This window comes from Rhizobium gallicum bv. gallicum R602sp (assembly GCF_000816845.1).
Classification (GTDB): Bacteria; Pseudomonadota; Alphaproteobacteria; order Rhizobiales; family Rhizobiaceae; genus Rhizobium; species Rhizobium gallicum.
Map to the genome: position 1 here is coordinate 2,091,518 of NZ_CP006877.1, position 12,525 is coordinate 2,104,042.

At 61.8% G+C, this 12,525-nt stretch carries 10 protein-coding genes; 4 read left to right on the plus strand and 6 right to left on the minus strand.

Annotated elements, in window-relative coordinates; translation table 11 throughout:
- Nucleotides 1–201 precede the first annotated feature (201 nt).
- Complete coding sequence (locus tag RGR602_RS10470; protein ID WP_039845045.1) at nucleotides 202–753, plus strand: hypothetical protein; 552 nt, start codon at nucleotides 202–204, stop codon at nucleotides 751–753.
- A 55-nt stretch (nucleotides 754–808) separates the two neighbouring features.
- Here RGR602_RS10470 and folK read toward each other — a convergent pair whose 3' ends face one another.
- Genes folK through folP form a run of 3 tightly spaced genes read right to left on the minus strand, consistent with a single transcriptional unit; the run spans nucleotide 809 to nucleotide 2,551 of the window.
- A complete protein-coding gene (gene folK, locus RGR602_RS10475; RefSeq protein WP_246703906.1) occupies nucleotides 809–1,258 on the minus strand; it encodes a 2-amino-4-hydroxy-6-hydroxymethyldihydropteridine diphosphokinase in 450 nt (149 codons plus the stop codon).
- Between the two features lie 58 nt (nucleotides 1,259–1,316).
- On the minus strand, nucleotides 1,317–1,688 hold the full coding sequence (gene folB / locus RGR602_RS10480; protein ID WP_039845047.1) for a dihydroneopterin aldolase: 372 nt from the start codon (nucleotides 1,686–1,688) through the stop codon (nucleotides 1,317–1,319).
- Entirely contained in the window at nucleotides 1,688–2,551 is an 864-nt protein-coding gene (gene folP, locus RGR602_RS10485; protein WP_039845048.1) for a dihydropteroate synthase, read from the minus strand. Before folP ends, folB begins: the two co-directional genes overlap by 1 nt.
- A gap of 103 nt (nucleotides 2,552–2,654) precedes the next feature.
- Between folP and RGR602_RS10490 the strand changes: the two genes are divergently transcribed.
- A complete protein-coding gene (locus RGR602_RS10490; protein ID WP_039845049.1) occupies nucleotides 2,655–3,281 on the plus strand; it encodes a DUF922 domain-containing Zn-dependent protease in 627 nt (208 codons plus the stop codon).
- 281 nt (nucleotides 3,282–3,562) lie between these two features.
- Here RGR602_RS10490 and RGR602_RS10495 read toward each other — a convergent pair whose 3' ends face one another.
- The gene (locus tag RGR602_RS10495; RefSeq protein WP_039845050.1) at nucleotides 3,563–3,883 is read right to left on the minus strand and encodes a 2Fe-2S iron-sulfur cluster-binding protein; all 321 of its coding nucleotides are present in this window, start codon (nucleotides 3,881–3,883) and stop codon (nucleotides 3,563–3,565) included.
- Between the two features lie 203 nt (nucleotides 3,884–4,086).
- Complete coding sequence (locus tag RGR602_RS10500; RefSeq protein ID WP_039845051.1) at nucleotides 4,087–4,455, minus strand: Hpt domain-containing protein; 369 nt, start codon at nucleotides 4,453–4,455, stop codon at nucleotides 4,087–4,089.
- Nucleotides 4,456–4,916: 461 nt separating this feature from the next.
- Between RGR602_RS10500 and RGR602_RS10505 the strand changes: the two genes are divergently transcribed.
- Both RGR602_RS10505 and RGR602_RS10510 read left to right on the plus strand, forming a co-directional pair.
- Complete coding sequence (locus tag RGR602_RS10505; protein ID WP_039845052.1) at nucleotides 4,917–11,078, plus strand: apolipoprotein A-IV repeat region-like domain-containing protein; 6,162 nt, start codon at nucleotides 4,917–4,919, stop codon at nucleotides 11,076–11,078.
- A 165-nt stretch (nucleotides 11,079–11,243) separates the two neighbouring features.
- Nucleotides 11,244–11,498 carry a hypothetical protein gene (locus RGR602_RS10510; RefSeq protein WP_039845053.1) on the plus strand — a complete coding sequence of 85 codons (255 nt, stop codon included), beginning with the start codon at nucleotides 11,244–11,246 and terminating at the stop codon, nucleotides 11,496–11,498.
- 404 nt (nucleotides 11,499–11,902) lie between these two features.
- Here the strand turns inward: RGR602_RS10510 and RGR602_RS10515 are convergent, their stop codons facing one another.
- On the minus strand, nucleotides 11,903–12,517 hold the full coding sequence (locus RGR602_RS10515) for an ABC-type transport auxiliary lipoprotein family protein (protein ID WP_039845054.1): 615 nt from the start codon (nucleotides 12,515–12,517) through the stop codon (nucleotides 11,903–11,905).
- Nucleotides 12,518–12,525 lie beyond the last annotated feature (8 nt).

Below are 12,525 nucleotides of genomic sequence, written 5' to 3' on the forward strand. Positions count from 1 at the left end.
CATTTTCGCACCTGGCGCCTTCCGTAACGGAGGGAATTGCAAAACACAGGAAATTCATGGCACTGGCAAAATGAATTGAATTTGGCGAGCCTTCGCCATGCCCTTCGTTTCCGTGCATTTCGGCGCATTGGAAACCAAGCATTAACCATTATTCGGCAAAACTCCAGGCTAGTAACGGGTGGTGTTTGCCAAGGAAAATCCATGTATTCGCGCAAAGTTCTCTTCGTATGCGGGCTCGTCGCCGCGGCATTGTCTCCGGCGGCCGATATTGCCCCTGCTGCGACCGCCGCAACCCGCGACAAGGCTTTCTTCGAGTCTGTTGCGGGCAACTGGAGGGGTCCGGGCGAAATCGTCGCCGGCAAATACAAGGGCACGAAATTTAGCTGCAACCTCATCGGTTCTGCCGTGAGCGACGGCGGCGCCGGCATCAAGCTCGACGGTTCTTGTCGCGTTGGCGTGTTCAAACAGCCAATGTCCGCCCTCATCACCCAGTCGCGCGGCGGCTATAAGGGCAAATTCCTTGATGGCGCCGCCGGTAAGGGTCTCGATGTCGTCTCGGGCACCGTCACACAGGACACGGTCGTCGTCGGCCTGAACCGCGCCAAGCTGAACGGCGCGATGATCGCCCGCGTCCGCGACGACAAGACGATGAACGTCACCGTGTCGGTAAAGGTCGAGGATCGCATGGTCCCGGTGATCGGCCTCACCCTGACCCGCCAGATCGATGAAATGACGGTCGGCTCCGTCGAGTAGGACCTGTACGATAGGCAGTTATCCCAAGCGGCCGATTTTGCGCCGCTTTTTCATTTCAGGCGCTGCGCCACCACTCGCGATCGGAATCGGCGATCTCGATGCCTTGGATATCTGCTCGGGAAAGCCAATCCGCGACGGTGCGGCCCTTGACGACGAGGTCCGCGGCAAAGTCTGCAAGCGGCATCAGAACGAAGCCTCGCTCGGTCATGCGCGGATGCGGCAGTTCCAGTCTCGGTGCCCCCTGTTCGATATCGTCGAATGTCAGCAGATCAATGTCGAGCGTTCGCGGTCCCCAACGCTCGATGCGCTCGCGTTTCATGTCGCGCTCGATGCCGAGACAGACGTCGAGCAACGCTTCCGGTTCGAGCAACGTGTCGAGTGCCGCGCATGCATTGAAGAAGATGGACTGGTCCGTCTTGCCCCAGGGCGGCGTGCGGTAGAGCCGCGACACGGCGGTGAGCCGGCAATCGTCACGCCCGTCGAGCTTCCGCAGGGCGGCAGCCATCGATTTCACGGGATCGCCGAGATTGCCGCCGAGACCGAGCGTGGCGGGCCTGAAACGTTCAGCCGGCAAAGTGTTCAACGCTCACCTGTACGAAATCCAGGACGCCGGGCACTGGCGCATTCGGCTTGCGCACCGTGATCTTGGCGCGCCTGATCTGATGAAACTTTCCGCAGAGGCCCTTGGCGATATCGAGCGCCAGCGCTTCGATCAGATTGCGGCGCCTGCCGGTGACGATCTCCTCTATCACGGTGAAGGCAATCCCGTAATTCACGGTATCGTCGATCGAGTCGCTTTCGAGCGCCCCCGCCGCGACGACGTCGAGCTCGGCATCGACGAAGAACCGCTGGCCGAGAAACTCCTCTTCGTCGTGAACCCCGTGACGCGCAAAGAACGCGCAATTCTGCAACGTGATTGTATATTTCGTGCCCATCAGCCTTCTCTTTGCTCGAAATCCCGGCGCGCCGCCAGCATAGCATCCGCGACCGCTAGCGCATCCCTGTTGATTGCGACATTGTGCACACGGAAAACCGCGGCACCCTGTAGCCTGAGCAGTGCGCTGCTCGCCGCCGTCGCAACGTCGCGCTCAGCCGCATCCCGTCCTGTGACCGTACCGACGAAGCGCTTTCGCGACGTGCCCGCCAGCAGCGGCAATCCGAAACGCTGCAATTCGGTAAACCTCGCCATCAGCTCTAGGTTCTCGTCGGCATCCTTGGCAAAGCCGAAGCCCGGATCGAGCACGATCCGCTCGCGCATGACGCCTGCTTCCGCGGCGATCTCTAGGGAGCGGACCAAGAAATGATACTGGTCCGCAATCACGTCCGGAAGCTTCTCGCGTTCGCGGCCTGTATGCATGAGGCAGAGCCCGGCGCCGGTATCGGTCGAAACCCTCGCGATCTCCGCCTCCTTCTGCAATCCGAAGACGTCGTTGATAATATGCGCGCCGGCCCCGACAGCGAGCCGCGCCGTCTCCGCGCGGTAGGTGTCGATCGAAATCAGCGCATCGCTCCTGCCGCGCAAAGCCTCGATCACCGGCAGCACGCGGGACTGCTCTTCCGCAGGGCTGACTTCGGCAGCACCCGGGCGTGTCGACTCCCCGCCGATGTCGATAATCGCGGCACCCTCGCTGACGGACTGAAGGGCATGCTCGACCGCCGCATCCACGCTTTCGTAGCGTCCGCCATCCGAAAAGGAATCCGGCGTCACATTGATGATCGCCATGATTATGCCGCGCGGCCCGAGTTCTATTTCGCGGCCATGCGCCACGCGCCAGAAACTGCTTCGAAGCTGTAGCATCGGGGTATATCCCATTGATAATAAAAAAAGCCGACGCCCTGTATTGCGCTCGCGGTGGCTATGCCCCAAGCTCCGCCGAACTTCAACACGGGTAGCGTCAAGAATGCCTTCCGCATCGCGTTATATGCGTTTCGTCCTTGCTTTTTCCATGACGGCTGCCCTCTGCATTCCCGCCTCGGCTCAAGTCGTTGCGACCAAAAGCTACTCCTATTTCGACATCCGCGGAAAGAGTGCCGGCGAGCTCGATGAGGAACTGAGCCGCCGCGGGCCGACGGCGAGCGGCTCCTCCGCGCGTCACCCCGGCGCGACGAAAATCCGCTTCGGCGGCGAGGCGACCTACGTGCAGAGCAACGGCCGCTGCCGCATCGCCAGCGCAAAGGTGACCGTTCACACGCAGATCATCCTGCCGCGCTGGCGAAACCGCAACGGCGCCAGCAAACAGCTGTCGACGATCTGGGATGCACTTTCGAGCGACATCAAAAGGCATGAGGAGCGGCACGCGGAAATCGCCCGCACACAAGCACGTCTCATGGAGCGACGGATTCTCGCACTGCCTGCCCAGCGCAGCTGCGGAGCCATGCAGGAGCTTGTCACGGAAGAATCTAATCGCGGAATAGAAGAACACGACAGGTTGCAGGCGCGTTTCGACCGCATCGAGGCAGTCAACTTTCAGAGCAGGATGATGCGCTTGCTCAACAGACGAATCAGCTCGTCCGGCAGCGAAAAATAACCCAATTTTCGCAACAAGCACGAAATATCGTTAGCTGAGCAACGAAACCTATGCGAATCCTTCCCCCTCCAAAGCCTGTTAATGATGAAAATTAGCGATATGCGACTCAACCCGCACGCGCTAATATGAACACATTCGGAAGTTCAGGTGGGATTGACCTGATCTTCTGTAATTGGTTCTCCTGGCGCGTTCTAAGCCGCGGGCGGTCCTCCCTCGCCCGATGGTTATGCGCCCGCCTCGCCTCGCACGTCATCCGGCGCGCGAGGCTTTTTTTGCGCCCCTCAGGCCTGGCGCTCGGGCACCTGGACGATAAGTCCGTCGAGCGCCGCCTTCATTCTGATCTGGCACGAAAGCCTCGAAGTCGGGCGGACATCGAAGGCGAAGTCGAGCATGTCTTCTTCCATCGCTTCCGGCGGGCCGACGCGCTCGGTCCATTCTTCGTCGACATAGACATGACAGGTCGCACACGCGCATGCGCCGCCGCACTCGGCTTCTATGCCTGGCACCGAGTTGCGCACGGCATTCTCCATCACGGTGGAGCCTTGATCGACATCCAGATCGAAGCGCGTGCCGTCGAAGGCAACGATAGTCAGTTTGGGCATGATGCTTTCCGGTATTACATGAAGAGGGAGGATCGAAATTTTTCTTCCAACAAATCCGATGGGCAGTCAACATCGACTGCCTTCACGGTTTCATTCCATATTTAAAAGCGACGGGCTTTTCCATTTGCGTCATACCGCTGGCCACAAAAAGACCCGCTGTTCCGGAATGGAGCAGCGGGCCGAGTGGCTTAAAATGCTCAGCTCTAGCGGCTGAGCTTGAGAATGAAATTTTCGGCTTCGACGACGGCGGCTCCGACCGCGGCCATGCACGCTGCATCGCCGCAATTGTTCTCGAGCATGTCTGCCGCTTCGGATACCTGGAAGGCCCCCACCGCGCTCGCCGCCCCTTTCAGCCGGTGGGCAGCGGCTAGTATCTTCCTTGCATCGCCTGACGAAACCTCCTGCAGGCAGGCGCGTGCCTGGCGCGCAAATATCTTCAGGACCTCGACTTCAAGCGCCTTGTCGCCCATCGTCTGCTTTGCCAGATGAACAAGGTCGATCGGGCGACCCTTCGAGGGGCAAGGCCCGTTTGAATTATCCGGCGCCTCGAACGCAATACTGACTGCTGCCATGTGCCAATTCTCCCGTCTTTACCCCGCAGGTGGATTCACACTGCGGTTGGAGAGTGGCGATCGCGTTAAATTCTGGCACATTGAGGACGGGATTCTACCGCTATGGTTAACAATCGCTTAACGCCCCTAAATTATTGGTTTTTCGTCGTCCGCCTGCGTTAAATTATGTTAACAACGGATTAACGGATGGTGATTAGCAAGGCTTCATTAATTGTCTCGGAAGCCCGGATGTGTCACTACGATACTGGTAGACTAGGTTTATGGTACGCGCCTTTGCTGGCCAAGTGGATAGTGGTAATGTTTTGATACCGTCCGTTTGAAAAAGCGGCTATCTACCCTGAAATGACATGCTTATCCGTCCGTGAGCTCGGATGGGAAGGTCAGGCAAAGGTTGGAACCCGGACGCGGCACTGTCCGGGAAATGCGGCTGAACCGGCTGAGATGTAACGAGGCGTAACCGAATGGCGAACAACAAGTATAGCGAGTCGATCGAGGACAAGGCGTTCAAAGCATTGGACGAAGCTCTCCAGATCGACTTTAGCCAGCAGAAGGCGCCGTCTCGCGGCGCTAAAACGCCTGACGCCCCGGAGGCCAAAGTGTCCGACACGCCATCTGCCCGCAGCAATCAGCAGGACCAGGATGAGAACCAGCGCCGCCGCGGCCGCGGCTCCAGGACCGAGCAGGTGGCCCGCGCACCGGCGCTGGCCGCGGCGAACGATGCAAACCGCATGACGGCGGCCTCCATTCTGAAATCGCTGGACGGCGGCTCGACGCGTTCAGCCGTGCGCAACGCCACGCTCTTCTCGCTGCTGTGGATCGTCGGTGGCGTCGGCCTGATGGCCCTGCTCTACTCGCCGCAGATCTTGCAGATCCGTTCCGTTGCCGATCTCGCGGCCCTCCCCGGCGTCATTGCCGGCATCGTCGGCATCATCGTGCCGGTGCTTCTGTTCTATGCCTTCGCAATCATGATCTCGCGCGCTCAGGACATGCGCAACGCCGCCCGCTCCATGGCGGAAGTGGCACTGCGTCTCTCCGAACCGGAAACAATCGCATCCGAACGCATCATGACGGTCGGCCAAGCCGTTCGCCGTGAAGTCTCCGCCATGAATGAAGGCATCGAGCGCACGATCGCGCGCGCTTCGGAGCTCGAAACCCTGGTTCACTCCGAAGTTAACGCGCTTGAGCGCAGCTATGCCGATAATGAACTGCGCGTGCGCGGCCTGGTTCATGAACTCGGCTCCGAGCGCGAAGCGATCGTCAATCACGCTGAGCGCATCCGCAGCTCGATCGTCGGCGTCCATGACCAGCTGAAGGAAGACCTTTCGCTCGCGACGGAAGAGATCGCCGTGCGCCTTGCGACATCAGGCGAAGCCTTCGCATCGATGATCGACACCCGGGCTGCGACGCTGACGGAAAAATCGGAAACGGCGATCCAGTCGCTCGGCTCGCTTCTCGCAGCCAAGACCGACTCGCTGCTGCAGACGCTGACCTCCTCCGGTTTTGCGCTGGCACACGAATTCGACACGCGCCTGGAGACGCTCACCTCCAACCTCAATGATCGCGGTGAGCAGTTGCTCAGCCAGTTCGAAACGCGTGCCTCTACTATGGACAGCAGCGCCGAGAAGCTGAATGCGGCGCTGAACGACCGCGCCCGCCAGCTGAACGAAATCCTGATTGCCCGCACCCGCGAAATCAACGAAAGTCTGACCGGTGGCGAACGCGAAATCACCGGCACGCTCGACGACGTACTTGCCAAGCTCAACGCGTCGCTCGACGATAAGAGCGCAAGCTTCCGTCAGAGCCTGCAGTCCAGCGCCGACGACGCCATCATGGACCTCGACCTGCGCTCCGGCTTCTTCGACGAGCGCCTGCAGGCAACCGTCGCCCAGATGTCGACCGCGTTCGATGAGCGCGTGGCGGAATTCACAAACGCCTTCGACAAGCGCGCTGGTTCGCTTGACACCAAGCTGATGGAAAGCCTTGCGCGCATCAACGAGACGCTGGCCGGCGGCTCGGAATCGATCGACGGCATCCTCAATTCAAGCATCGAGCGCCTTGGCGCCTCGATGACCGACCAATCCTTCGCGTTGGCGACTGCGCTGAGTACAGGTCAGGAAGTTCTCGAAAGCTCTCTCGGTAGCAAGGTCGACGAAATCTCCAACGCCCTTTCGGCCCGCAGCAGCGAGATCACCTCTGCCCTGCAGTCTGCAAGCGGGGGGATTTCCGAGGCGCTCGCCTCCGGCGTTTCCGAGCTGCATGGCAGCCTTTCGGCCCGCAGCAGCGAGATCACTTCTGCCTTGCAGTCCGCAAGCGGCGAGATTTCTGAGGTGCTCGCCTCAGGCGTCTCCGATCTGCATGGCAGCCTTTCAGGCCGCACCAGCGAGCTCACCTTCGCGCTGCAGAGCGCAAAGGATGAAATTGCTGAGACGCTGGCGTCCGGCACGACCGATCTGCGGACGAACCTTTCGAGCCACACCGGCAAACTGACCTCCGCGCTCAAAAATGCCAAAAGCGAGCTTTCCGAGGCTCTGACATCCGGCACTTCTGAGCTGCAGGCGAATCTTTCGGGCCGCACCAGCGAACTGGCATCTGCTCTGCAGAACGCCACCGGTGAAATTTCACTAGCGCTCGCAACCGGCACGTCCGAACTCCACAACAATCTCGCGGCGCGTTCGACCGAATTCCGCGAGACCCTGCTGTCGACCACGTCCGACCTCACGGCTGCCGTGTCCGCCGGCACGGAGCAGATAACCTCCGCATTCGGCCGCGCCGACGAGCTCAACAACGTAATCTCCCAGCGAGCCGCGGCGATCACCCAGGCCCTGGATTCCGCCCATGAACGCATCGACGGTGTCATGGCGGAGCGCAGCAGCGCACTCGTCGGCGCGCTCTCGAGCAATCACGACCGCCTGGCCGACACCCTCGACGAAAAAACGATGGCGCTTGCCATATCGCTCGACGATAGCCAGAGCCGCTTCGACAGCGCGCTGGAAGCCCGCACCAACGCACTCCTCGATACCGTTGCAGGTGCTGAGGCGCGGGTTGCCGGCGCCTTCACCGACAAGGCAGAGGGGATTCGCAGCGCCTATACCGACAACCAGGAACGGCTCGAACGGTCGCTCGGCGAACACGTCGCGGCGCTCTCCTCGACACTCTCCAGCAGCAACAACCGCCTTGAGTCGCTGACGGGCGAAGCAGCCGCACGCATGGAGTCGCTCACCAGCGAAGCTGCCGCCCGCATCGACGGCAGCCTTGCCTCCGCCCATGACCGCATCCGCGCAACGCTGGACGACCGTGCGAACGCGATCAGCCTTTCGCTCAGCGACGCCCATGCGCAGCTCAGCAATACGCTGTCCGAGCAGGCAACGACCATCGGCGCCTCGGTCGCCGCAAGCGCCAGCATGCTCGAAATGTCGCTGGAAGATCATGAAGCCTCCATCCGCCAGACGATCGACGGCAGCGCCAGGTCGCTCGAAGAGCGCCTGCGTGAAGGCGCCGGCCAGATCGCCGGCCGCTTCCAGGATGCGGCAAGCGAAATCTCGCGCTCGGCCGAAACTTTCTCCATGCACCTCGATCAGTCGATAGACGGCATGACCGGCCGTTTTGCTGAAACCGGTTCGCGCGTCGAAGCTGGCCTTGCCGCTCTCGAAAACCGCATCCGCGACGGAGTCGGCGGTGTCGCAACGCAGGTGGATGCCGCAGGCAGCCGGCTTACGGAAACACTTAACGACAGCATTTCGCAACTTCGCGAACTCGGCGACGATGCCGCCTTGCGGGTTACGACCGTCCTGGAAAGCACGAGCGATACGCTTACCGGCGCGATCGACGAGCGCACGGCGAGCCTCGCCAGCGCAATCGATGAGCGCACAGCAAGTCTCGCAGCTGCGATTGGCGAGCGGACTTCGGCTCTGACTGCCGCTGTCGATGAACGGGCTGCAAATCTCACGATGACGATCGACGATCGTGCCGCAAATCTCGCGACGTCCATCGACGACCGCACGGCAAACCTTGCTCAAGCGATGCATCGTGGCAGCGAGCATATCGACGAACGCCTCTCCACCATGGACCGGGCGCTCAGCCTTGGCCTCAACGCCGTCAATCAGACGATCGAAGGCAAGGCCGCCGGCCTCGCCTCGACGCTGCGCAGCGCCGTTGCCGATGCTGCCCAGGGCATGGATGCCGAAGCCGCACGCACGGCCGAACTGATGGCCCGCACCGGCCAGCAGTTCACCGAGGGCCTCGACCAGAAGAGCGGCGAGTTCGCGCGTGCCATGGACGAGCGCTCCGAACAGATCGTCGGCCGCGTTTCCGAAGCGCAGAACCGCCTCGCGAGCCAGGCAGCCGCCGTCGCCCAGACCTTCTCCGAGGCGGGGAATGCGATCGTCAACAAGGTCGCCGAAGCCGAAACGCTCGTCAGCGGCCAGGTGAATGCCATTTCGCAGGCTCTCTCCGAGGCCCAATCGTCGCTGGAGAGCCGCGGTGACGCAATCCGCTCGACGATCGCAAGCGCCAGCGAGGGCATCGCCACGACCATGTCGAACGTCGACAGGGCTCTCGAAGCCCGCAGCAGCGCGATCCGCTCCGGTCTGGAAGAGCGCGCACGCGAAATCGATGCGACCTTGACCGATGTCGAAAAGGCGCTCGAAGCTCGCGGCCATACGATCCGCTCGACGCTCGACGAGCGCACTCGCGAGCTCAACTCCATGCTCGCCGGCCGTTCTTCCGAGCTCTCGCGCCTGATCGACGAAACGGCGCATCCAATGATCGAGCGCTACACGGAAGCCGGCAAGGAGGCTGCGGCCCGCATCGCCGCCGCAGCCGAACAGAGTGCGGACCGCCTGCGCGCCGAAAACGCAGTCCTGGCGAATGCGATCGCGGCCCGAACCGAGAGCGCTTCCACGGCGGTCAATGCTCTTGAAACGAGCCTGCTTGCCAACGTCAACTCACTCATCGAGCGCCTGTCCGAAAACAGTGCCTCGATGGCGATGATGATGAACAGTGCGGCAGAAGAACTTGCCACTGTCGACGGCCGCCTCGGCGAGACCACCTCGCGCTTCACCGATTCGGCGTCGAAGGCGGCGGAGATGGTTTCCGCCTCGACCCGTCTTCTTGAAGGAAAGGTCGACCGCCTCTCCGACATATCGGGCCAAACGCTGGCGCAGGTCGGCGGCATCATCGGCCGCTTCGACGAGCATTCGAAGGTCCTAAGCCAAGCGTCAGACCTGCTCGCAGCCGCGCAGTCGAACCTCGTCTCGACACTCGAGGAACGTGAAGGCGCGCTGCAGAGCCTCTCCGTCGGCCTCGTCCAACGTTCCGAAGAGATTGAAAAGACGATGCGTGCGCTCTCCGGCATGGTCGAGAATGCCTTCGAGCGTGCCGAGCAGCGCTCCAACCAGGTCACCGGCAATCTGCGCCAGGGCGTGCAATCCTCCTTCGCCGATATCGGCCGGGTGCTTTCGGAGACGGAAAAGCGCGCCGAGGCAGCCGCCGAGGCGATGCGCAGCTCGATCGTCAAGGCAGGCGAAGAAGCGAACGCAACGATCGAAGGCACCTTCGACAATGCCGAACGTCGCTCGAACGACCTGGTGAACCGCCTACGCGGCGGGCTGACCGCGTCGCTTTCCGATGTCGAGCGAATGCTCGGCGAGGCAGGCCGCGCATCGGACGGTGCTGCCCAGCAGCTCCGCGAATCGCTTCGGGAAGCCGTCGAGGAAGCGGTTGCCCGCTTCTCCGGCGCCACAGACGAAATCCGCCGTTCGGCCGGCGATATCCGCAAGGAACTCGACATGACGCGCAGCGAATTGAAGCGCGGCGCATTCGACCTTCCGGAAGAAGCCAAGGAGAGTGCGGCCGCCATGCGCCGTGCCGTTGCCGAGCAGATCAAGGCGCTGCAGGATATTTCGCAGATCGTCAGCCGTTCCACGCAGCAGCTTGAAGTCTCCGAGCCGGTCGCCCGCGCTGCCGCACAGGCCCAACCCGCTCCGCGCCCGGCGCCTGCGGCCCAGCAGCCTGGCCCGGCGCCCACCCGCCAGCCCGTCGTCGAAGACGGCTTTGCGCTTCGCGGCACGATCGCGCCGCCGGCGGCCCCTGCGCCGCAGCGGGCCGCGCCTGTACCGGCGACGCCTGCCCGTCAGGAAACCGGCGGCTGGATCAGCGACCTGCTGCGCGGCGCCTCGCGCGATGAAGCCGCCGAGGAAGCGCCCGCTGCACGCACGGCAGCCCCGAGCGCCCAGCCCGCGCCGGCACAGCAGCGCAGCGCCGATACCCGCAATCCGCGCCACGTCGTCGAATCGCTGAATTCGCTCTCGGTCGATATCGCCCGCGCGATCGATCACGACGCCTCGGTCGATCTGTGGCGCCGTTATCAACGCGGTGAACGCGACGTCTTCACCCGCCGCCTCTACACGCTGAAAGGCCAGCAGACCTTCGACGAGATCAAGCGCAAATACGATCGCGAACCGGAATTCCGCACCGCCGTCGACCGCTATATCGCCGATTTCGAGAAATTGCTTGCAGACGTCGCCCGCACTGACCGCGACCGGACGATTACGCAATCGTACCTGACGTCGGATACCGGCAAGGTCTACACGATGCTGGCCCACGCCGCGGGCCGCCTGAGCTAACGGAAGCAAAGCTGACGATCGCTACAGAAGGGTCGCCGAAAGGCGGCCCTTTTCATGTGCTTTTTAGCAGACGGGGCGGACCGTTCCGTAGCAAAGCGGATAACGGATCGTCCAACCACACCCTGGCCTGATGACTGAGTGTGATGGCCATGGAAGGAGAGATCTATGCGCGTCCAACTGGTCATATTTGTCGCCGCCGCGATGACAACCAGCATGGCGGAGGCAGGGAGCCAATCGTCGAACACAAGCTCTAACAGGTCATCCAACAGCGGCGTCGTGCGCGAGCGGATTGTCGATACCTACTGCGAAGACGGCTTTTGCCAGCGCTATGTCCGCCACCGGGTATATCGCGACGACTGGCCGAGTGGCCGCGAACGGCGCCGCTATCGCGACCCCTATTATGACGATGATGACGATTGAGATCACTGCAGGGTCGAACCCATCCGTTCGATCCAGCGTATCTTCGACAGCATTTCACGGACGCAATGTGCAAGGATTCCGGGCCGCCGATCGGTGATTCAAATGCTGGATAGATGGGGGAGGCGAAGCCCGACACCTTTTGGCAATTCTTGCCAATAAGCTGCGCCGTCTCGTCACGGTTTCCAGGCGAGCACATCCATGCTTCCGAGGCGAAGATCGATGGCGCTCGGCAAGAATAATCCGCAATCTTCACCAGTTCGGCGAACTCATCTCCAGCTTTGAAAAGATCAATGGGTGGAGAATATGTCGCCCCAAGCAGCGACATATGATGGAGAGGTCGACTACGACATGGAGCGTCTTCGCCGAACCGAAGGCTAATCGGGCGGCCCAGAAAACCGGCTCGGTCAGATCGATCGCAGCGTCCAATCGACGATTTCGCCAGTCACCGCTGCAAATGCGCGGTCGAGCGCCTTGACGTAACCCTGGCTCGATCCGCCGGCGGCGGGAACGGCCGCGCGAAAAACCTTCTGGGCGCGGACCGTACCATTGCGATCATTGACGATATTCGCGGAAATTTCGACGACCGCCTGGCCGCCGGCGCTGTTGTCAATCTCGAAGGAGCGGATGTCGGTCACGACCTGGTAGTCGATCGCAAGGCCCTGCCCCGGCTTGCCGACGCCACCGAGCTTGCCGGAGTTTTCGAAGGCCTCGACCAGCTTCGACTGCACGATGCGGGGCAGCCTGTCGCTCCATTGCGAACGCGACAGATACTGGATTTCGGAGGGCGAAACGCGAACAACGATCTGTTCGCTGTCCAGCGCCTTGAGCGCCGTCGGCGCCGGCACGAGGATCTGGCGGCGCTTGGCAGCCGGGCCATCGACGCTGACGGAGGCGGAAAGATCAAAGGTATCGTTCTTGGCCGCCGTGCCGCAACCGGTCACTGCCAGTGCCATAAGCGGCAAAAGGAACGCCGTCCTTGCCAGCAATGAACGGCGCGCCAACACATGCGATACGGCCATATTTTATT